The organism is Variovorax sp. CAN15 (assembly GCF_030462475.1).
Lineage (GTDB): Bacteria > Pseudomonadota > Gammaproteobacteria > Burkholderiales > Burkholderiaceae_C > Variovorax.
Genome location: NZ_JASMRZ010000056.1, coordinates 17196 through 38245, shown reverse-complemented (window position 1 = coordinate 38245; position 21050 = coordinate 17196). Strand labels below are relative to the sequence as shown.

Genomic DNA, 21050 nt, shown 5'->3' with positions numbered 1-21050 from the left:
CGCAGCAGCCTGAAGCGGGTCTTCTCGGACAGGCCGGCGGCGAACAGGTCGCGCTTGCGCTGGTAGAAGGCCGGCAGTTCGAGATACGGCTTCGGCTCGGCCATGTACTGCGCGAGCGCGTGCTGCATCGGCGTGTTCACGGTGAACACGTTGAACTGATGCACCTTGCGGAACTCGGCCATCAGCGGGGCAGGCGCCGCCACGTAGCCGACCTTCCAGCCGGTGACGTGGTAGGTCTTGCCGAAGCTGCTGACGATGAAGCTGCGCGCGGCCAGTCCCGGAAAGCGCGCCACGCTCTCGTGGCGGGCGCCGTCGAACACCATGTGCTCGTAGACCTCGTCGCTGATGACGAACACGTCGGTGGGCGCGAGCAGTTCCTCGAGCTGGCGCATCTCGGCCTCGGTCCAGACCGTGGCGCTCGGGTTGTGCGGCGTGTTGATGATGATGGCGCGCGTGCGCGGCGTGAGCGCGGCGGCGATCTTGTCGAAGTCGGGGCGGAACGTGCCCGGCACCAGCGGCACGCGCACCACGCTGCCGCCGGCCAGTTCGATGTTGGGCACGTAGCTGTCGTAGCAGGGCTCGAGCACGATCACTTCGTCGCCCGGACGCACCACGGCGAGGATGGCCGTGATGATGGCCTGCGTGGCGCCGGCGGTGACGGTGATTTCCGTGGCCGCGCTGTAGCTGTGGCCGTACTGGGCCGAGATCTTGGCGGCGATGGCATCGCGCAGTGCCGGAATGCCGGGCATCGGCGGGTACTGGTTGTGGCCCGCGGCCATGGCGGCCGTCACGTCTTCGAGCAGCTTCGGGTCGCAGTGGAAGTCAGGGAAGCCCTGGCCCAGGTTGACCGCGTTCTTCTCGGCGGCCAGCGCCGACATCACGGTGAAGATGGTGGTGCCGACGGCCGGCAGCTTGGTGACGATGTCGGGCGTGCGTGGGGACGTGCTCATGATGTTCGTGATTTCTTCAACTGTTGTTCTATATGCCACTTGCTCGTCGTCGCCCCTTCCAGGAACACCGCGGAACCGGCTTTGCCGGGCCGCAGGTGTTGCCCCCTGCAAGGGGGGTGGCGAAGCGACACGAAGTGCGCGAAGCCTGGGGGTGATCCTGTTTACAGTTCGTAGTCTTGGTGGTGGCCGCTCAAGGCCTTCGCGATCAGGTTGCGGTCGAGGCGGTCGGACAGCAGCTCGGCGAACTTGAACACGAAGTTGCGCAGGTAGGCGCTGCGCTTGAACGCGACCCGCGCAATATTCTGGCCGAACACATGGCCCATCGGGCGCACCACGAGGTCGGCGTTCGACTCGTCGCGCACCGCCATCTCGGCCACGATGCCCACGCCCAGCCCGAGGCGCACGTAGGTCTTGATCACGTCGGAGTCGATGGCCTCCAGCGCGATGCGCGGCGTGAGCTTCTTCTGCGCGAACGCATGGTCGATGCGCGTGCGGCCGGTGAACGAGGGGTGGTAGGTGATGATCGGCTCGCTCGCCAGGTCTTCGAGCGAGACGCGCTCCTTGGAGGCCAGCGGGTGGTCCTTGGGCAGCACCAGCACGTGCTGCCATTCGTAGCAGGGCAGGGTCACCAGCTCGGCGTAGCCGTCGAGCGACTCGGTGGCGATGCCGATCTCGGCGATCTCGTCGATCACCATGCGCGCCACCTGGTCGGGCGAACCCTGGTGCAGGCTGACGTTGACCTTGGGGTACGCCTCGCGCAGGTTGGCCACGGGCACCGGCAACACGTAGCGCGCCTGGGTGTGGGTGGTGGCGATGGAGAGGGTGCCGCTGTCCTGTGCGCTGAACTGCTCGCCGATGCGCTTGAGGTTGCCCACCTCGCGCATGATGAGTTCGATGCTGGCGATGACGTGCTGGCCCGGCTCGGTGACGCGCTTCAGCCGCTTGCCGTGGCGCGCGAAGATCTCGACGCCCAGTTCTTCCTCGAGTTCGATGATGGCCTTCGAAACCCCGGGCTGCGAGGTGTGCAGGGCCTTGGCCGCCTCGGTGAGGTTCAGGTTGCGCCGCACGGCTTCCTGAACAAACTTGAACTGATGCAGATTCATATCAAATTCCGTCTTATTGCGGAATTCATTATGCCTTCGGAATCTATCGAAATTGCCGAATGTTCATGATTTGACCGCGATCCTGGCCAGGAGATCGACCAGTTCGGGCTCTTCGCCCACGATGCGGGCCAGCGAGAAGCCCACGGCGGGCCAGCGCTGGCGCAGAGCCTCGACCTGCAGCGGCAAGTCTTCGCGAGCATGCTTGCCCATGCCGAGGAAGAGCGGAACGACTCGGATGGCGGTGGCGCCGCCGGCAATCAGCGCCTCGGTGGCGGTGGGCAGGCCGGGCGTGGCCAGTTCCATGTAGGCGCAGGCCACACGGGCATCGGGATCGCCGGCGCGCACCCGTTCGGCAACGGCTTCGATGGGCTGGCGCCAGCGCTCGTCGCGAGAGCCGTGTGCCAGCAGGACGATGCCCTGGATGCCCCGGGTCGCGGTCATCGTCGCAGCACCAGCCAGCTGAAGGCCGTGAGCGACATCACCGAGTAGATCAATCCCGGCGCCGCCGCCGTAAGCCATGGCGACCAGTTGCTGAGGTTGCCCAGATAGCCGAACACGTTGTTCAGCAGGAAGAAGCTGATGCCGATCATCACGCCGCCGAACACGTAGGTGGTGATGCCCGATTGGCGGAAGTGCAGGTAGGCGAAGGGCAGGGCGAGCACCACCATCACCAGGCACGACAGCGGATAGAACACCTTGCGCCAGAACTCGATCTCGTAGCGTTGTGCCGTCTGGCCGTTGGCGTCGAGGTGGCGGATGTAGTCGAACAGGTCGATCGTGCTCATCCGGTCGGGTCGCAGCAGCGCCACCGACACCATTTCGGCGGTCAGAGAGGTCGGCCAGTTCAGCTGCGGGATCTTGATGGTGACGATGTGCGCCTGCTCGGCCGAGCTGCGCGTGTCGTACTTCTGCTCTTCCACGCCGGTGAGCATCCAGCGACCGTCGTCGCCGATGGTGGCTGCGGCTGCGACGATCTGTGTCTTGATGTAGCCGTTCTCGTCGAACTCGAAGATGCGTGGGCTCTTCAGCGTGCCCTTGCGGTCGATGGCCAGCACGTTCACCGCGTAGGAGGCGTTGTCGCGCTTCTCCTTCAGCCAGGCTCCCGTGTTGCCGGCCAGGGAGTAGGTGCCCTGGTACCTGGCCTTGAGCAGCTGGCCCGTGCGCTCGGAGATCGGGGCCACGTAGTCGCCGATGGCGAAGGTCAGCACGACGAAGCCGATGCCCATGAGCAGAAGGGTGCGCAGCGCGCGCCAGGGGCCCAGCCCGCTGGTGCGCAGGATGGTGTATTCGGAGCTCTGCGCCAGCCGGGCCATCACGAAGATCGAGCCGATCAGCACCGTGATCGGCAGCAGCTCGTACAGATGGCTCGGGATCAGCAGCGCCACGTAGAGCAGCGCCTGGGCAGGGCCGTAGTTCAGGCTGTCGGGCTTGCCGATGGACTGCAGCTCGTCGACGAAGTCGAAGAAGAAGAAGAGGCTCAGGAAGCCGAGCGTCACGAACGCGACGGCCTTCAGCACCTCGACGTAGATCAGGCGTCTTATCGTTTTCACGTGGGTTCGATCCTGGAGGCGGAAGGCGCCACGGCCGTCGTGGCCGAAGCCGGGTTGCGCGTGATTCGGCGGCCCCAGTTGTTCTGTCGGGCGCCTAGCCATGCCAGGTTGAGCAACAGCACGCCGCCGTGCAGCAGCAGCATGAACCCGCCGATGCCGAACTTGCCCGAGCTGATCCAGCTCTGGCCCAGATTGAGCATGTTGTAGTACACGACGAAGGCGAAGAGCGCGAGCAGCAGGTTGCCGCTGCGGCCCACGCGCGGGTTGCCGCTGGACACGTTCAGCGCCAGCAGGACGAAGTTGACGGCCGCCAGCAGCATGCCGACGCGCCAGGCCATTTCGCCCCGGCTCATGTCGCTCGGGTCCGTCAGCAGCGACAGCGTGGTGCGCGCACGCGCCGGGGTGGCGTCGTCGCCCAGGCCGGAGCTTCCGCCGGCGCGCGTTCCGTAGGTCTTGAATTCGCTGATCTTCAGGCCGGTGTTGACCATCGGCTGCTCGAGCCGCTGGCCGTTGTTGAGCAGCAGGTAGCGCGAATCACCGATGTTCTCGATGCTGCCGCTGCGCGCCGAGGTGGTGATCTGCATGTTGCGCTCGATCGACCAGATGAAGACGTTGGTGGCCTTGGAGTTGTCCGGCGTCTCCTTGTCGATGAAGAACACCCGCACCCGGCCGGCCGATTCGCGGAATTCACCTGGCGCCACGCGCTCGATGTCGCTGCGCTGCTCGTACTGCTTGCGCATGCCGATGGTCTGCGAGTTGGCCCAGGGCCAGCCCACCAGCGCCATCACGGCGATCAGGATCAGCACCGGCCAGGCGAAGCGGAAAAGCGGCTTGACGAAGTCGGCCAGGCCACGCCCGCTGGAGAACCAGATGACCATTTCGCTGTCGCGGTACATGCGCGACAGGGTACCGACGATGGCGATGAACAGGCTCAGACTCAGGATGGTCGGCATGTAGCCGAGCACCGTGTAGGTCATCACCAGGAACACCTCCTGCGGGTTCACACTGCCCTTGGACGCCAGCCCGAGGGTGCGGATGAGCATCATGGTCATCACGATGGTGACCAGTACCACGAGGGTCGCTCCGAAGCTGCGGGACAGCTCCTTGCGTAAGGAAGAATGGAATAACATCGTTCGAGGAAAAAAAGGATTATGGACTTTCAACTCAAGACCCTCACCGTCGCCCAGGCCGCAGCCGAGAAATCCGATGTCCTGATCGTGCTAGTCGGCAGCGCTCCCATCACCTCCAAAGACCCGCTTTCGGTGCTTGCAGCCAGTGCCCGCAAGGCCGGCGACCTGCCCGACAAGGCCGGCAAGCTGCTTGGCTTCTACCGTCCTGAAGACGTCGTGGCGGGCCGCGTGGTGCTCGCCGCCATCGGCGACGGAAAGCCTGCCTCGGTGCGCACCGGGGTCGTGGCGGCAATCAATTCCGCCAAGGCGCAGTCCCCAAAGCGGGTGACCCTGGCGTTCGCGCAACCCGCCGACGCCACAGCGGTGGCCACGGCCGTCACGGCGGCGGCCGACGCCAGCTATGTCTACACCACCACCAAGTCGAAGGGCGAACCCCGCAGCATCCGCCAACTGACCGTTGGAGTGGCCGACGCCGGGGCGGTCGTGGCCGCATTCGACGAGGCCCGCGCGACCGTCCGCGGCATCGAACTGGCCAAGGAATGGGGCAACCGGCCAGCCAACCACGCCACGCCCACGCTGCTGGGCGAGGCTGCAAAGGAGCTCGCGAAGCTGCCGAACATCAAGTGCGAGGTGCTGGGGCCCAAGGAGGTCGAGAAGCTCGGCATGGGCTCCTTCGCCGCGGTGGCGCAGGGCTCGGCCGAGCCGTTGCGCTTCATCGTGCTGCGCTACCACGGCGCCCCCAAGAGCCAGGCGCCCGTGGTTCTGGTTGGCAAGGGCATCACCTTCGATACCGGCGGCGTCTCGCTCAAGCCGGCGGCCGAGATGGACGAGATGAAGTTCGATATGTGCGGCGCTGCCAGCGTGCTCGGCACCTTCCGCGCGCTGGGCGACATCCAGCCGGCCGTCAATGTTGTCGGCCTCATTCCCTCGTGCGAGAACATGAACGACGGCCGTGCCGTGAAGCCGGGCGACGTGGTCACCAGCATGAGCGGCCAGACCATCGAAGTGCTCAACACCGATGCCGAAGGGCGGCTCATCCTGTGCGATGCGCTGACCTATGCCAAGCGCTTCGAGCCCGCCGCCGTCATCGACATTGCCACGCTGACCGGCGCCTGCGTGATCGCCCTGGGCGGCGTGCGCAGCGGGCTGTTCGCCAGCGACGACACGCTGGCAGCCGCGCTCGAAGCCGCTGGCGAAGCCTCGCAGGACCGCTGCTGGCGCATGCCGCTGGACGACGACTACGCCGAGGGCCTCAAGAGCAACTTCGCCGACGTGGCCAACATCGCCGGCCGCGCGGGTGGCGCCATCACCGCCGCCAAGTTCCTGCAGCGTTTCACCAGCGACTTCGCGTGGGCTCACCTGGACATCGCCGGCACCGCATGGAAGAGCGGGGCGGCCAAGGGCTCGACCGGCCGGCCGGTGGGGCTGCTGGTGTCCTATCTCATGGCCCGCGCGGGCAGCGCCGATACGTCGGGCAAGGCCAAGTCCGGCAAGAAGGCCAAGGCCGCCGTGGCTCCCGCTGGAAAGACCCGGACCGAGAAGTGACGGAAATCGGCTTTCACTACAACGCGCGCGACAAGCTGAGCTACGCCTGCAGGCTGGTCCGCAAGGCCGTGAACGTGCGCGGCCTGCGCGTGGTCGTGGTGGGCGATGCGCGCTCGCTCGACGCGGTGGATGCCTCGCTCTGGCAGTTGTCGGCGGCGGACTTCGTCGCGCACTGCCGCGACGACGCTCCGGCCCACGTGGTCGCGCGCTCGCCCGTGGTGCTGTCGGCGCAGGGCGCCGACGCGGCCTCGCTGCCGCACCGCGAGATGCTGGTGAACCTGGGCCTCGAAGTGCCCGCGGGTTTCGAGCGCTACGAACGCATGATCGACATCGTGAGCGACGAGGCCAACGACCGGCAGGTGGGCCGTTCGCGCTGGCGCCACTATGCCGATCGCGGCTACACCATCCAGCCGCACGACTTCGCAAAGAGTTCCTGACATGGCCAGCACGCTGCGCACACCGCCCCGGTTCGTTCCCACGCTGACCACGGTGCTCGACGTTCCCTCGGAGCCCACGAGTCCCGAGCCGCAGTCCGCGCCGATGCCGCAGCCCGATCCTGCAAACTCCATGGCGCTGCCGCCGGCAGCGCAGCTCTCGCAGGCCGAGATCGTCAGCCTCGAAGAGCAACTGCTTCACCGTGTTCTGCAGCGCGTGGACCTGTCGCTCGAAGAGCGTTTGAGCGACACAGTGTCAGCTGCCGTTCAGCATCAACTCGATGCGATGGTGCCGCGTCTGCGCAATGAAATCGAGGCCGTTCTGCGTGCGTTGGTGATCGAGGCAATGGCTGCGGAACTCAGCGAAAACACCGGGTCTACGCCAGCTTCCGGGGCCTGAATACTGGGCTAAACTGCGCCGCAGGTCGGAAGGGCGTGAGGGTGCCGCTGGTCTGCGGCGCGAAACTTGCGAGGTCTGCGCGCCCGGATCACACGACCGGTTTGTTTATTCTTTTCATCCAAGTTCTGGAGGTTCCCATGCAATTGAAATGGACTGCGGTCGCACTGGCTGCAATCACGCTTGTGGCTTGCGGCAAGAAAGAAGAAGCTGCTGCTCCCGCTGCAGCGCCCGCGCCAACGGCCGCGGCCCCAGCGGCTGCACCTGCACCCGCACCTGCCGGAGACACCCTGGTCATCAAGATCGGTCACGTGGCCCCGACCAGCGGTCCCATTGCCCACCTCGGCAAGGACAACGAGTTCGGTGCCAAGATGGCCATCGAAGACCTGAATGCAAAGGGCCTCAAGATCGGCGACAAGGTCGCCAAGTTCGAACTGGTCGCCGAAGACGATGCGGGCGATCCGAAGCAAGGCACCGCCGTTGCCCAGAAGCTCGTGGACGAAAAGGTCAACGGCGTGGTCGGCCACCTGAACTCGGGCACCACCATCCCCGCCTCGAAGCTCTACAGCGACGCCGGCATTCCGCAGATCTCGCCTTCGGCAACCAACCCGAAGTACACCCGCCAGGGCTTCAAGACCACCTTCCGCGTCGTGGCTGACGACACGCAGCTCGGCGGTACGCTGGGCAAGTACGCCGTCGAAACGCTCAAGGGCAAGAACATTGCCGTGATCGACGACCGTACCGCCTACGGCCAGGGCGTCGCCGAAGAGTTCGAAAAGTCGGCCAAGGCCGCTGGCGCCACCATCGTGGGCCACGAGTTCACCACCGACAAGTCGACCGACTTCAACGCCATCCTGACGAAGCTGAAGGCTGCCAAGCCCGACGTTCTGTTCTTCGGCGGCATGGACGCCGTGGGCGGCCCGATGCTCAAGCAGGTCAAGCAGCTCGGCCTGAACGTCAAGTTCATGGGCGGCGACGGCCTGTGCACCGGCGAACTGCCGAAGCTGGCTGGCGATGCCATCGGCGAAGACATGGTGGTGTGCGCGGAAGCCGGCGGCGTCGACGGCGACTTCAAGCAGCCGCTGGAAGACTTCAAGGCCAAGTTCAAGGCCAAGAACGGCGTGGACGTGCAGATCTACGCACCGTACGTGTACGACGCAGTCAACGTGCTGGCCGAAGCCATGGTGAAGGCTGGTTCGTCCGACCCCGCCAAGTACCTGCCCGAAGTCGGCAAGATCCAGTACAAGGGCGTGACCGGCCCGATCGCATTCGACGAGAAGGGCGACATCAAGAACGGTGCCCTGACGCTGTACACCTACAAGGGTGGTGCGCGTACCCAGATCGCCGTTGTGCGCTGATTCGCTTCAGCCAGAAACGAGAAAAGGGCCTTCGGGCCCTTTTTTCATGGCCGCTCCATTGATGGACCGGCGTGCTGCTTTCATGGCGGCGAAAAGCCCGAAGGCCTGTTGGCGTTGCAGTAATCGATGAAGGCATCGAGGTCGCGCGACTTGTCGAATACCGCATCGGCACCGAGGGCCGTGCAGCGGGCCCTGATGTCCGCCGTCACGTAGTTGCTGAGCACCACCACCCGCTGGCCGGGCTTGCGCTCCCTGCAGCCGCCGAGCACGCCGAGGCCCGAGCCCTCCTTCAGGAACAGGTCGACGATGAGAAGCTGCCAGTCGTCAGGATGGGCGGCGAGCCAGGCGAGGGCGTCCGTCTCGGTCTCGGCAAAGCCGACCACACGGCCATTGACCAAGTCCTCGAGTGCCGGGACCAGGTTGTCCCTGATGGTCTTGTTGTCCTCGACGAGGAACGTGATGAGGGCCATGCCGTGGTTTCGCTTTGAGAACCAATAGCGTAGCGTGCCCGACGCTGGCTTAGCGTAGGAGAAGGGATACGGACGGAGTGCGCAGTCCGGTCAGTTCGAGCCTTCGGAGCGGATCTTCGCCTTGAGCTGCTCGGCCAGCGCCTGGCTTTCGTCGCGCTCGGCTGTCACCTCCAGCCGCTTCTCGATTTCCTCGCTGAGCGCGGCATTCACCTCGGCGAGCTTCTCGGCGGATTTCGCCAGCTTTTCCTCCAGCTGGTTGGTGTGCTCTATGGCTTGCGCCACCTCGCCAACCTGCACTTCCTCGGGCAGTTCCTGCTCGAGCACCGTGTTGACCACTGCGAGGTTGTCCGATGCCCGCTGCACATCGGCAGCCACCTGCTCGCTCTTCTCGAGGGTGTGATCCAGCGTTGTCGTGCCGCGCCGCGGGTTTTTCGGTTTTCCGGCCATCGGAGTTCCTTTTGGGGACTGGGATTAAAACCTTTGGATCGTAGCGCCAGACGCGAATCCCCGGGAAGTCGTGCTTGGTTGTTGCAATGCAACGCATTGCCTTCAACTCGGAGCGGCGGGTGTCCGGCTGCGGAAACAGAAAAGCCCAGGTGCTTTGGGCAACCTGGGCTTCTTGTTTCTCTGGCGGAGCAGGCGGGATTCGAACCCGCGGAGGGCTATTAACCCTCACACGCTTTCCAGGCGTGCGACTTAAACCGCTCATCCACCGCTCCGAAGCCCACGATTGTAGCAGTCAGATCAGGCCTGATTCGACGGACCTTGCGACGAAGGCTTGCCCGCCTGCACCATCCGCATTGCCGAAGCGATGAGCGCCGCGGTTTCGGTCATGTTGCTCGGCACGATCAGAGTGGTCTTGGAGTCGGCCGCCACCTTGCCGTAAGCGTCGACGGCGCGCTCGGCCACCTTGAGCTGCACGGCTTGTTCGCCGCCGGGCTGGCGGATGGCGGCTGCCACACGCTCGATGGCGTCCGCCGTTGCCGTGGCCACTGCGGTGATGGCCGCTGCCTCGCCCTGGGCGTTGTTGATCTGAGCCTGCTTTTCGCCTTCAGAGCGGGCAATGAACGCCTCGCGCTCGCCGGTGGCGATGTTGATCTGCTCCTGGCGGCGGCCTTCGGAGGCCGCGATCAGCGCGCGCTTGCCGCGCTCGGCGGTGATCTGCGCCTGCATGGCCAGCAGGATGTCCTTCGGAGGCGTCAGGTCCTTGATCTCGTAGCGCAGCACCTTCACGCCCCAGTTGAGCGCGGCTTCGTCGATGGCGGCGACCACCTGGGCGTTGATGACGTCGCGTTCCTCGAAGGTCTTGTCGAGCTCCAGCTTGCCGATCACGCTGCGCAGCGAGGTCTGGGCGAGCTGGGTCACGGCCACGATGTAGTTCGACGAGCCATAGCTCGCGCGCATCGGATCGGTCACCTGGAAGTACAGGATGCCGTCGACCTGCAACTGCGTGTTGTCGCGTGTGATGCAGACTTGGCTCGGCACGTCGAGCGGGATTTCCTTCAGGCTGTGCTTGTAGGCCACCCGGTCGATGAACGGGATCAGGAAGTTGGGGCCAGGCGTCATCGTGCCGTGGTACTTGCCCAACCGCTCGCGGATCCAGGCGTTCTGCTGCGGCACGAACTTGACCGACTGGCTGATGAAGATGATCGCGATGACCAGGATGATGAGGGGTACCGAGAATTCCATGGTGCGCTTCCTTTTCTGAGTTCTACCTACGACAGACTGACTGACTAAACCTTGTCGACCACCAGCCGGCTGCCGACCACCTCGACCACGCGGTGCTCGCCAGTGGAGGGCGTGCGGCCCGCGCGCTGGACGACCGTCCACTGCGCGCCCCGGTAGCGCACGGTCGCCGTGCCGTCCGCGTTCCAGGCGTCGACGTGCACGCTTTCACCGATGTCGAGATTCACGTCGCGATTGGCTTCGGTGGGCGGAGCAGGAGGGCGCCTGCGCTGGATCGTGTACCAGACCAGCACGGCCCCCACGCCGATGACGGCCGCCACGATCAGCTGCGTGACGGTGCCGAAGCCCAGGTGCGCCGAGATTGCCGCGGCCGCGAAGCCGGCCGCCAGCAGCAGGAGATAGACGGTGCCCGAGAGCAGCTCTACCACGATGGCCGCCCCCGCGATCAGCCACCAGACAGTGGAATTTGCCATGTCGACTCCTCTTTTTGCTTGTTCGATGCGCGCCATTCTGAGGCATCCGCTCCAAGCGCTTGCCCTGCGTAGGGATACTGCGCCGGGCAGGGCAAAAGCAGCCTTGTCCGACAGCACTGGATGGCTTGCATGAAGCTGACCGGATCCGTCATCCGAATTCCGTACACTTCGCGCCTCGCCACATTGCCTGTGTGTCCTTCCCAGCCAGACTGTCCGGAGCCCCGCTCATGAAATTCCGCTTTCCCATCGTCATCATCGACGAGGACTTCCGCTCCGAAAACACTTCGGGCCTCGGCATCCGCGCGCTCGCGCAGGCCATCGAGACTGAAGGCTTCGAGGTGCTGGGCGTCACCAGCTACGGCGACCTGAGCCAGTTCGCCCAGCAGCAAAGCCGCGCCAGCGCCTTCATCCTGTCGATCGACGACGAGGAGTTCACCATCGGCCCCGATCTCGACCCGGCCGTGCTGAACCTGCGTACCTTCATTGGCGAAGTGCGGCGCAAGAACGCGGACGTGCCGATCTACATCTACGGCGAGACCAAGACCTCGCGCCACCTGCCCAACGACATCCTGCGCGAGCTGCACGGCTTCATCCACATGTTCGAGGACACCCCCGAATTCGTGGCGCGCCACATCATCCGCGAGGCCAAGAGCTACCTCGAGAGCGTGCAGCCGCCGTTCTTCAAGGCGCTGATCGACTACGCCGAAGACGGCTCCTACTCGTGGCACTGCCCGGGCCACTCGGGCGGCGTGGCGTTCCTGAAGAGCCCGGTGGGCCAGATGTTCCACCAGTTCTTCGGCGAGAACATGCTGCGCGCCGACGTCTGCAACGCAGTCGAAGAGCTGGGGCAGTTGCTCGACCACACCGGCCCGGTGGCGGCCAGCGAGCGCAACGCGGCGCGCATCTTCAATGCTGACCACTGCTTCTTCGTGACCAACGGCACCAGCACCAGCAACAAGATGGTGTGGCACCACACGGTGGCGCCGGGCGACGTGGTGGTGGTCGACCGCAACTGCCACAAGTCGATCCTGCACGCGATCATCATGACCGGCGCGATTCCCGTGTTCATGAAGCCCACGCGCAACCACTTCGGCATCATCGGCCCCATTCCGAAGAGCGAGTTCGAACAGAGCGCCATCAAGGCAAAGATCAAGGCCAACCCGCTGCTGGCCGACGTGGATGCCGACAAGGTCAAGCCGCGCGTGATGACGCTCACGCAGTCGACCTACGACGGCGTGATCTACAACACCGAGACCATCAAGAACATGCTCGACGGCTACGTCGACACGCTGCACTTCGACGAGGCATGGCTGCCGCACGCGGCATTCCACCCGTTCTATGGCGCCTACCACGCGATGGGCAAGCGCCGGGTGCGCCCGAAGGAGTCGCTGGTGTTCGCCACGCAGTCCACCCACAAGCTGCTGGCCGGCATCAGCCAGGCGAGCCACGTGCTGGTGCAGGACTCGCAGAACCGCCAGCTCGACCGCGACCTCTTCAACGAGGCCTACCTGATGCATTCGTCGACCAGCCCGCAGTACGCGATCATCGCGAGCTGCGACGTGGCCGCCGCCATGATGGAGCCGCCCGGCGGCACCGCGCTGGTGGAGGAGAGCATCCTCGAGGCGCTGGACTTCCGCCGCGCCATGCGAAAGGTCGAAGAGGAATTCGGCAAGGACGAGTGGTGGTTCAAGGTCTGGGGCCCCGAGAAGCTCGTCGAAGAAGGCATCGGCCGCGCCGACGACTGGATCATGCACGGCGAGAAGAACGGCCAGCCGAAGACCGGGAAGGGCAAGAACTCTAAGCGCAACTGGCACGGCTTCGGCGAGCTGGCCGACGGCTTCAACATGCTCGACCCTATCAAGTCGACCATCGTCACGCCGGGCCTGGACCTCGAAGGCAACTTCGCCGAAACCGGCATCCCGGCCAGCGTGGTGACCAAGTTCCTCGCCGAGCACGGTGTGATCGTCGAGAAGACCGGCCTCTACAGCTTCTTCATCATGTTCACCATCGGCATCACCAAGGGCCGCTGGAACACGCTGCTGACGGCGCTGCAGCAGTTCAAGGACGACTACGCACGCAACCAGCCGATGTGGCGCATCCTGCCGGAGTTCTGCCAGCAGCACCCCGGCTACGAGCGCCTGGGCCTGCGCGACCTGTGCCAGCACATCCACCAGCTGTACGCGCGCTACGACGTGGCCCGCCTCACGACCGAGATGTACCTGAGCGACCTGACGCCAGCCATGAAGCCCAGCGATGCCTTCGCCCACATCGCGCACCGCAAGACCGAGCGGGTGGAAATCGACGACCTCGAAGGCCGCATCACCACCAGCCTGATCACGCCATATCCGCCAGGCATTCCGCTGCTGATTCCGGGCGAGGTGTTCAACAAGAAGATCGTCGACTACCTCAAGTTCTCGCGCGAGTTCAACACGCAGTGCCCAGGCTTCGAGACCGACATCCACGGCCTGGTGGCGCGCGTCGACGAGACCGGCAAGAAGCGCTATTACGCTGACTGCGTCCGGGAAGCGAAGTAAGGGGAAGGAGGCTGAGCGGCTTCGGCCGGCTCAGCCCTCGCGCACCCGCATGAATCGCGCGAACCGGGGCAGGCCCTTGGCCGTCGTCCCGTTGTAGCGGTAGGTCACCCAGCTGCCGATGGGCGGCGGATTCTCGCGCTGCGAGTCGGTGAAGCCTCCGCCCAGCCTGAAGCGCTTGCCCTCGGGCGACTCGACCACCAAGGCACCGAGCCTGGCGCTGTGCCTGCCCTTGCCGGGGACGTGCTCGATCACCCGGGCTTCGGCGTCTTCGTAGGGCTTGACCTTCAGCAGATCGTTGCTGCGTTCGCCGCGGTAGCTGGAGGCGCCGCGATGCAGCATCAGGCCTTCGCCGCCCATCTTCACCGTCTTGTCGAGCAGCGCCTGCAGGGCTTCGTGCGTGGTGGCGCGCTCCTGCGGCACGGGCACGACCCACGGCGCGTCGGTGATCGGCAGGAGCTTGCGCAAGGCTGCCAGCCGCGTCGTGAAGTCGCCGGGCTGCGTAGGCAGGTCGAAGACCATGTAGCGCATCTCGTGCCACGCGATGTCGTTGGGCGTCTGGTTGCGCGCGGTGGACACCGCGTGCGCGAACCGGCCCCGGCCGGCCCAGAGCTCGCCGTCCAGCGGCTGCTTCGGCAGCGTGGCGGTGAACCATGCCGGCGCAACGATGCGTTCGCCGCCGCGCGTCCAGAGCTGCTTGCCGTCCCAGAAGGCGCGCACGCCGTCGTATTTCTCGCTGACCCAGTAATCCGCCAGCGACATGCCGGGCCGGTAGGTCTCCGCAAGGATCAACGATGGCGCGGGCTCGCGCGCGAGCAGCACGGTCGGCGAAGCGGCCAGCCCGAAGGCGGCGAGCAGCAGGATTCGGCGGTTCAGCAAGGTGCTATGGAATGAATAGCGAAAAAACCAGGGCCGCTCGCGCGGCCTGCTCCGATGGGCGGCGGAGGCTTACTCGGCCATGCCGCCGACCACGTTGCTGAAGCCGCCGTCCACGTAGGTGATCTCGGCGGTCACCCCGCTGGCAAGGTCGCTCAGCAGGAAGGCGGCGACGTTGCCCACCTCCTCGATGGTCACGTTGCGCCGGATCGGCGATGCGTCGGCCACGGCCGCCAGCATCTTGCCGAAGCCCTTGATGCCGCTGGCCGCCAGCGTCTTGATCGGGCCCGCGCTGATGCCATTGACGCGCATGCCCTTCGGGCCCAGCGAAGCCGCGGTATAGCGCACCGATGCTTCGAGCGAGGCCTTGGCCAGGCCCATGGTGTTGTAGTTGGGCAGCGCGCGCTCGGCGCCCAGATAGGTCAGCGTGAGCAGGGCCGACTTGTCGTTGAGGTAGGGCAGGGCAGCCTTGGCCATGGCCGGGAAGCTGTATGCACTGATGTCGTGCGCGACCTTGAAGCCCTCGCGCGAGAGTCCGTCGAGAAAGTCGCCCGCGATGGCCTCGCGCGGCGCGAAGCCGATGCTGTGCACGAAGCCGTCGAACTTGGGCCAGGTCTGGGCGAGGTCGGCGAAGAGCTTGTCGATCTGCGCATCGTCACTCACGTCGCAGTCGAAAATCAGCTTCGAGCCGAAGTCTGCGGCATATTCGGTGATACGGTCCTTGAACCGCTCGCCGACGTAGCTGAAGGCGAGCTCCGCGCCCTGTTCGTGACAGGCCTTGGCGATGCCATAAGCAATGGAGCGATTGCTCAATACACCGGTGATCAGCAGTTTCTTGCCCGAAAGAAAGCCCATGAGGTTGCCTTGTGAAAATCTTGGGCAGAATTCTCGCATGCAGTTTCTCCGGGTCTGGTGGTTGTTGGTGTGCGCGGCTCCCGCCTGGGCTGCGCATGGTTACGCACTCTGGGACGATCTCAAGTACGCCCCCGGCTTCAAGGCCTTCGACTACGTCGACCCGTCCGCGCCCAAGGGTGGCGAGCTGAGGTTGGTGAGCAGCCTGCGGGTGTCAACCTTCGACAAGTACAACCCCTTCACGATCAAAGGCACGGCGCCGGCCTATCTGGACAGCCTGATGTTCGACACGCTGCTTGCCGGTGCGATGGACGAGACAGGCTCGGGCTACGGCCTGCTGGCCGAAGACGTGACGGTGGCCCCCGACCGTCGCAGCGTCACCTTCCGGCTGCGGCCCGAGGCGAAGTTTCACAACGGCATGCCGGTCGAGGCGGCCGACGTGAAGCACACCTATGAAACGCTCATCGGTCCCTACGCCTCTCCGGGCTACAAGACGTTGTTGCAGGAAGTGGACGGGGCCGATGTGATCGATGCACGCACCATCCGCTTCCGCTTCAAGACCGTCAATCGTGAGCTTCCGCTGATCGTGGGCGGTCTGCCCGTCTTCAGCCGCGCGTGGGGCGTCGAGAACGGGAAGGCCAAGCCCTTCGACCAGGTCGTGATGGACATTCCGATCGGCAGCGGGGCCTACAAGATCGGGCCGGTGCGATTCGGCAAGGACATCACCTACGTGCGCGATCCCAACTACTGGGGACGCGACCTGCCGGTCAACCGTGGCTCGCACAACTTCGACCGGATCACCGTCAAGATCTACAAAGACAACGCCGCCCGGCTCGAAGCCCTGAAGGCTGGTGAGTTCGACATGATGAGTTTCTATTCGGCGGGGGACTGGGCGCGCCGGGTGTACGGCAAGCGTTTCACAAGCGGCGAACTGGTCAAGAAGGAGTTCCCGCACAAGAAGCCGGCAGGCTTTCAGAGCTACGTGCTCAACACCCGGCGCGAAAAGCTCAGCGACCCGCGCGTGCGCGAGGCACTGGGTTTGGCCCTCGACTACGAGTGGATGAATCGGCAGATGTTCTACAACGGCTATCCGCGCGTGAAGGATTTGTTCGGAAACACCGACTGCGAGGCGCAGGGGTTGCCGTCGCCCGAAGAGAAGGCGCTACTAGAGCCGTGGCGCGGCAAGATTCCCGGCGCCAGCTTCGGCCCGATGTACACGCCGCCTGTCACCGAGGGCGAAGGCCATTCGCTGCGAAACAACCTGCGCCACGCACGAGACTTGCTGAAGCAGGCCGGGTGGGAATATCGCGACGGTGCGCTGCGCAATGCAAAGGGCGAGGCGATGACGCTCGAGTACCTGGATAGCAAGGAAGGCGGCGTGCGCACAGTGTCGCCGTGGGTTCGCAACCTCGAGAAGCTGGGCATCAGACTCAACTTCGTCACTGCCGATTTCGCGCTTTATCAGGAACGGCTCGACCGCTTCGACTTCGACATCACGACCATCAATTTCCAGGGCACCAACAACCCGGGCCAGCAACTGCTGGAGGTCTTCGGCAGCAAGGCGGCCAAGACGGAGAGCTCGGGCAATTTCATGGGCGTGTCGACGCCGGCGGTCGACGCGCTGCTCAAGGACATCGTCGACGCCGATACCAAGGCCGAACTGATTCCGGCCTGCCGCGCGCTCGACCGGGTGATCATGCACAGCCACTACCTGATCCCCCAGTGGACATTGACTTCGCACCGCATCGTCTACAACGACTGGCGGCTGGCTTTCAAGTTGCCCATGCCGCCCTATGCGGGAGGCGAGGATTGGGTCATGAGCACCTGGTGGGCCAGGATGCCTCCGCGCAAGCCCTAGAAGCATCAGACAAAAAGCAAGAAAAAGGAAACGGCTGTGCTCTCCTATGTCCTCAAGCGCCTGCTGCTGTTCGTACCGACGCTGCTCGGTGTGCTGCTGGTGACTTTCCTCGTGATCCAGTTTGTGCCTGGCGGGCCGGTCGAGCAATACCTTGCCGAGGCCAAGGCTGCCGGGCGTGGCGGCGGCGGGGGCTTCGAGTCGGGTGGCGGCAGCTATCGCGGCAACCAGGGCGTGGACCCGAAGCGGCTGGAGCAGATCAAGGCGCTCTATGGCTTCGACAAGCCGCCGCACGAGCGGCTCTTCCTCATGCTCGGGCAGTTCGCGCGCTTCGACCTGGGCAAGAGCTTCTTCCAGAACAAGGACGTCTGGACCCTGATCCTGGAAAAGCTGCCCGTATCGATAAGCCTCGGCTTGTGGACCTTTCTCATCAGCTATGGCGTGGCGGTGCCATTGGGTGTCGCGAAGGCGGTCAGGGCAGGCACGCGCTTCGATCTGATCAGCACTTTGATCGTGCTCATCGGCTATGCCATTCCGGGCTTCGTGCTCGGGGTGGCGCTACTTGTGGTGTTCGGCGGACACCTGCAGTGGTTTCCGTTGCGAGGCCTGACCTCGGCCGACTGGGATGAACTCGGCTGGGGCGCCCGGATCGTCGACTACCTCTGGCATATCACCTTGCCGGTAACCGCGATGGTGCTCGGCAGCTTCGCAGTGACGACCATGCTCACGAAGAACGCGTTCCTGGAAGAGATCCGCAAGCAATACGTACTGACCGCGCGTGCCAAGGGGCTGAGAGATAAACAGGTGCTCTGGAAGCACGTGTTCCGCAACGCACTGATCCCGATTATCACGGGCCTGCCTTCGGCGTTCATTGGAGCGTTCTTTGCAGGCTCGCTGCTGATCGAAACGCTGTTCTCGCTCGACGGCTTGGGCTTGCTGGGCTATGAAAGCGTGATCCGCCGGGACTATCCAGTCGTGCTCGGCACTCTGTTCCTCTTTACGCTGATCGGCTTGTTCGCCAAGCTGATTTCTGATCTCTGTTATGTCCTGGTGGATCCGCGTGTCAAGTTCGACTGATGGCGCCATGGCTGGCGCTGCCGGAGGCGAGGCGCCCAAGGCCGAAATCGCAGCCAAGGCTACCCATGCTTCGCCGGGACGGCGCGCCTGGCTGCGCTTCACGCGCAATCGGCTCGGCTTCTGGAGCCTGGTGATCTTTGCCACGATGGTGGTTCTGAGCCTCTTTGCAGAAGTTCTATCGACCGACAAGCCGCTGGTCCTGCGTTATGAGGGGCGCACCTATTTCCCGGTGTTGCGCGACTATTCCGAAAAGACCTTCGGCGGCGACTTCGACACGCCGGCTGACTACCTCGACCCGTTCATCAAGGACCGCATCACGCAGGGCGATAACTGGGCGATCTATGCGCTCAATCCCTACGGCCCCAAGACACTGAACTACTTCGCGAAATCGCCCAGCCCTGCCGCGCCAAGTCGGGACAACCTGCTCGGCACCGACGATCGCGGCCGCGACCTGCTGGCCCAACTGATCTATGGTTTTCGCGTGAGCGTGCTGTTCGGCCTGGCGCTCACCGCGATCGGCACGGTGCTGGGCGTGGCCGCCGGGGCGGTGCAGGGCTATTTCGCGGGCAGAATCGACCTCGCGTTCCAGCGCTTCATCGAAATATGGGGGTCGATGCCGGAGCTCTACCTGCTGATCATCTTCAGTGCCATCTTTGCGCCCAGCGTCGCGCTGCTGCTGATCCTGCTGAGCCTTTTCGGCTGGATGGGCCTGTCCGACTACGTTCGCGCCGAGTTCCTGCGCAACCGCCAGATGGATTACGTGCGTGCCGCCCGCGCGCTGGGCGTGGGCAACCTGCAGATCATGTGGCGCCACATCCTGCCCAACAGCATGGTGCCGGTCGTCACTTTCCTGCCGTTCCGGATGAGCGCGGCCATCCTGGCACTCACCTCGCTCGATTTCCTCGGGCTGGGCGTGCCGCCGGGTACGCCATCGCTGGGCGAACTGCTGAGCCAGGGCAAATCCAACATCGACGCCTGGTGGATATCGATCTCCACCTTTGGCGTGCTGGTCCTGACGCTCATGCTGCTGACCTTCATGGGCGATGCCCTGCGCGACGCGCTCGATCCGCGGAAGGCCGACAAGTGATGAGCAGCGACGCACAACAAGCCATGGGCCGTCAGCCTCTGCTCGAAGTGGAGGGGCTGCGTGTCGCCTTCGGCGGCAAGGAAGTCGTGCACGGCATCGACTTCCGGATGGCCGCCGGCGAGAAGCTTGCTCTCGTCGGCGAGTCAGGTTCGGGCAAGACGGTCACCGCGCTGTCGCTGCTGCGTCTGGTGCAGAACGCCGATCTTTCCGGAGCGGCCCGGCTTTTCGGCAACGGGCAGAAAGAGCAGAAACAACAAGGCCCGCGCGACCTGCTGGCCATTTCCGAGCGCGAGCTGCGTGGCATACGGGGCAAGGAGATCGCGATGATCTTCCAGGAGCCGATGACCGCACTGAACGCGCTTTACACGGTCGGCGACCAGATCGCGGAGGTGCTCGAGCTGCACGAGGGCCTTTCGAAGCGCGAGGCGCAGGCGGCGGCTGTCCAGCTGCTGGCCGACACCGGCATTCCCGAGCCGGCGCGGCGGGCGAGGGCGTTTCCGCACCAGCTCTCGGGCGGGCAGCGCCAGCGCGCGATGATCGCCATGGCGCTCGCCTGCAAGCCGCGCCTGCTGCTGGCCGACGAGCCGACCACCGCGCTCGATGTGACGGTGCGCGCGCAGATCCTGGACCTGCTGGCCGACCTTCAGCACAAGTACGGCATGGCGGTGCTGCTCATCACGCACGACCTGAACCTGGTCCGGCGTTTTGCCGGCCGAGTGGTGGTCATGGAGAGCGGCCACATCGTCGAGCATGGCGCGGTGGCGTCGGTGTTCGAGGCGCCGCAGCATCCCTATACGCGCAAACTGATCGACAGCCATCCGGAACGCGATGTGGCGGCCGTGGCGGCGGATGCGGGCGCGGTGCCGCTGATCGAGGCCAAGGCGCTGCGCGTGAGCTATCCGGTGCCGAAGCCTGGTTTTGCCGGCTGGTTCAGCAAGGGCGAATTCGTGGCGGTGCAGGGCGCCGACTTCCACATCGCACCCGGCGAGACGCTGGGCGTGGTCGGCGAATCGGGTTCGGGCAAGTCGACGCTGGCGCTGGCGGCGCTGGGGCTGTTGAAGCACCAGGGCGCGTTGACGGTCGCAGGCAAGGGGTGGGCGGTCGATCGCGCCTCCGATCTCGGTCTGCGCCGGGTGATGCAGGTGGTTTTCCAGGACCCGTTCTCCTCGCTTTCTCCGCGCATGACGGTGGAGCAGATCGTGGGCGAGGGGCTGCGGGTGCATGCGCCGGAGCTGGGCGTCGAGGCGCGCCGCACGCGCGCGCTGGCTGCGCTGGCCGACGTCGGGCTGACGGAGACGCAGTTTCCGTCGCTGCTCGATCGCTATCCGCACGAGTTCTCGGGCGGGCAGCGGCAGCGGCTGGCGATCGCCCGCGCGCTGATCGTCGATCCGCGGCTGCTGGTGCTCGACGAGCCCACCAGCGCGCTCGACGTCACTATCCAGAAGCAGGTGCTGGGCCTGCTGCAGCGGCTGCAGCGCGAGCGGGGGTTGAGCTACCTGCTCATCACGCACGACGTGGAGGTGATCCGCGCGATGGCGCACAAGGTCATCGTGATGAAGGACGGGGCCATCCTCGAAACAGGGCCGGTCGAGCGCGTGCTCGATGCGCCCGAGCATCCATATACGAAGAAGCTGGTGGCCGCCGCGCTGCTGGAATAAGACGGAGACGAGAAGAAA

Annotated in this window: 20 protein-coding genes and 1 tRNA gene; 9 read left to right on the top strand and 12 right to left on the bottom strand. The window is 64.9% G+C overall.

Annotated elements, in window-relative coordinates; all coding sequences use genetic code 11:
• The 5 genes from QMO14_RS24765 to lptF form a co-directional block, all read right to left on the bottom strand.
• The coding region (locus QMO14_RS24765) for a methionine aminotransferase (RefSeq protein WP_301510403.1) at positions 1 to 950 on the bottom strand (950 nt) is incomplete at its 3' end.
• Between the two features lie 161 nt (positions 951 to 1111).
• Positions 1112 to 2053 (bottom strand): CysB family HTH-type transcriptional regulator, encoded by a 942-nt coding sequence (locus tag QMO14_RS24760; RefSeq protein ID WP_301510402.1) that lies wholly within the window; start codon positions 2051 to 2053, stop codon positions 1112 to 1114.
• Positions 2054 to 2116: 63 nt separating this feature from the next.
• The gene (locus tag QMO14_RS24755) at positions 2117 to 2494 is read right to left on the bottom strand and encodes a sirohydrochlorin chelatase (RefSeq protein WP_301510400.1); all 378 of its coding nucleotides are present in this window, start codon (positions 2492 to 2494) and stop codon (positions 2117 to 2119) included.
• Positions 2491 to 3603 (bottom strand): LPS export ABC transporter permease LptG, encoded by a 1113-nt coding sequence (lptG, locus tag QMO14_RS24750; protein ID WP_301510399.1) that lies wholly within the window; start codon positions 3601 to 3603, stop codon positions 2491 to 2493. Before lptG ends, QMO14_RS24755 begins: the two co-directional genes overlap by 4 nt.
• A complete protein-coding gene (gene lptF / locus QMO14_RS24745; protein WP_301510398.1) occupies positions 3600 to 4733 on the bottom strand; it encodes an LPS export ABC transporter permease LptF in 1134 nt (377 codons plus the stop codon). Before lptF ends, lptG begins: the two co-directional genes overlap by 4 nt.
• Before the next feature lie 21 nt (positions 4734 to 4754).
• Here lptF and QMO14_RS24740 point away from each other — a divergent pair, with 21 nt between their 5' ends.
• From QMO14_RS24740 to QMO14_RS24725, 4 genes are all read left to right on the top strand, one after another.
• Positions 4755 to 6278: a leucyl aminopeptidase gene (locus tag QMO14_RS24740; RefSeq protein WP_301510397.1), complete on the top strand. Its 1524-nt coding sequence runs from the start codon at positions 4755 to 4757 to the stop codon at positions 6276 to 6278.
• Complete coding sequence (locus tag QMO14_RS24735; RefSeq protein WP_301510396.1) at positions 6275 to 6715, top strand: DNA polymerase III subunit chi; 441 nt, start codon at positions 6275 to 6277, stop codon at positions 6713 to 6715. The genes QMO14_RS24740 and QMO14_RS24735 overlap by 4 nt, the downstream gene beginning before the upstream one ends.
• 1 nt (position 6716) lies before the next feature.
• Positions 6717 to 7112 carry a hypothetical protein gene (locus QMO14_RS24730; protein WP_301510395.1) on the top strand — a complete coding sequence of 132 codons (396 nt, stop codon included), beginning with the start codon at positions 6717 to 6719 and terminating at the stop codon, positions 7110 to 7112.
• A gap of 137 nt (positions 7113 to 7249) precedes the next feature.
• Complete coding sequence (locus QMO14_RS24725; RefSeq protein WP_301510394.1) at positions 7250 to 8467, top strand: branched-chain amino acid ABC transporter substrate-binding protein; 1218 nt, start codon at positions 7250 to 7252, stop codon at positions 8465 to 8467.
• 80 nt (positions 8468 to 8547) lie between these two features.
• Here the strand turns inward: QMO14_RS24725 and QMO14_RS24720 are convergent, their stop codons facing one another.
• From QMO14_RS24720 to QMO14_RS24700, 5 genes are all read right to left on the bottom strand, one after another.
• Complete coding sequence (locus QMO14_RS24720) at positions 8548 to 8937, bottom strand: response regulator (RefSeq protein ID WP_301510392.1); 390 nt, start codon at positions 8935 to 8937, stop codon at positions 8548 to 8550.
• 90 nt (positions 8938 to 9027) lie between these two features.
• Positions 9028 to 9384: a hypothetical protein gene (locus QMO14_RS24715; RefSeq protein ID WP_301510391.1), complete on the bottom strand. Its 357-nt coding sequence runs from the start codon at positions 9382 to 9384 to the stop codon at positions 9028 to 9030.
• A gap of 181 nt (positions 9385 to 9565) precedes the next feature.
• Positions 9566 to 9656, bottom strand: a tRNA-Ser gene (locus QMO14_RS24710).
• A 25-nt stretch (positions 9657 to 9681) separates the two neighbouring features.
• Positions 9682 to 10626 (bottom strand): SPFH domain-containing protein, encoded by a 945-nt coding sequence (locus tag QMO14_RS24705; protein WP_301510389.1) that lies wholly within the window; start codon positions 10624 to 10626, stop codon positions 9682 to 9684.
• 44 nt (positions 10627 to 10670) lie between these two features.
• Positions 10671 to 11096, bottom strand: a complete 426-nt coding sequence (locus tag QMO14_RS24700) for an NfeD family protein (RefSeq protein WP_301510388.1) — start codon at positions 11094 to 11096, stop codon at positions 10671 to 10673.
• A gap of 227 nt (positions 11097 to 11323) precedes the next feature.
• On the opposite strand from QMO14_RS24700, the gene QMO14_RS24695 reads away from it, so the two are divergent.
• Positions 11324 to 13630: an arginine/lysine/ornithine decarboxylase gene (locus QMO14_RS24695; RefSeq protein ID WP_301510387.1), complete on the top strand. Its 2307-nt coding sequence runs from the start codon at positions 11324 to 11326 to the stop codon at positions 13628 to 13630.
• A 30-nt stretch (positions 13631 to 13660) separates the two neighbouring features.
• Here the strand turns inward: QMO14_RS24695 and QMO14_RS24690 are convergent, their stop codons facing one another.
• Complete coding sequence (locus QMO14_RS24690; RefSeq protein WP_301510386.1) at positions 13661 to 14506, bottom strand: DNA ligase; 846 nt, start codon at positions 14504 to 14506, stop codon at positions 13661 to 13663.
• A gap of 69 nt (positions 14507 to 14575) precedes the next feature.
• A complete protein-coding gene (gene fabI / locus QMO14_RS24685) occupies positions 14576 to 15358 on the bottom strand; it encodes an enoyl-ACP reductase FabI (protein ID WP_301510385.1) in 783 nt (260 codons plus the stop codon).
• 37 nt (positions 15359 to 15395) lie between these two features.
• Here fabI and QMO14_RS24680 point away from each other — a divergent pair, with 37 nt between their 5' ends.
• From QMO14_RS24680 to QMO14_RS24665, 4 genes are read left to right on the top strand one after another with little or no spacing between them, the layout of a single operon-like run.
• On the top strand, positions 15396 to 17213 hold the full coding sequence (locus QMO14_RS24680) for an extracellular solute-binding protein (protein ID WP_301510382.1): 1818 nt from the start codon (positions 15396 to 15398) through the stop codon (positions 17211 to 17213).
• Positions 17214 to 17249: 36 nt separating this feature from the next.
• A complete protein-coding gene (locus tag QMO14_RS24675) occupies positions 17250 to 18287 on the top strand; it encodes a microcin C ABC transporter permease YejB (protein ID WP_301510381.1) in 1038 nt (345 codons plus the stop codon).
• 7 nt (positions 18288 to 18294) lie between these two features.
• Positions 18295 to 19374, top strand: coding sequence for an ABC transporter permease (locus tag QMO14_RS24670; protein ID WP_301510379.1), 1080 nt, complete (start codon positions 18295 to 18297; stop codon positions 19372 to 19374).
• Positions 19374 to 21032 (top strand): ABC transporter ATP-binding protein, encoded by a 1659-nt coding sequence (locus QMO14_RS24665; protein WP_301510378.1) that lies wholly within the window; start codon positions 19374 to 19376, stop codon positions 21030 to 21032. The genes QMO14_RS24670 and QMO14_RS24665 overlap by 1 nt, the downstream gene beginning before the upstream one ends.
• Positions 21033 to 21050 lie beyond the last annotated feature (18 nt).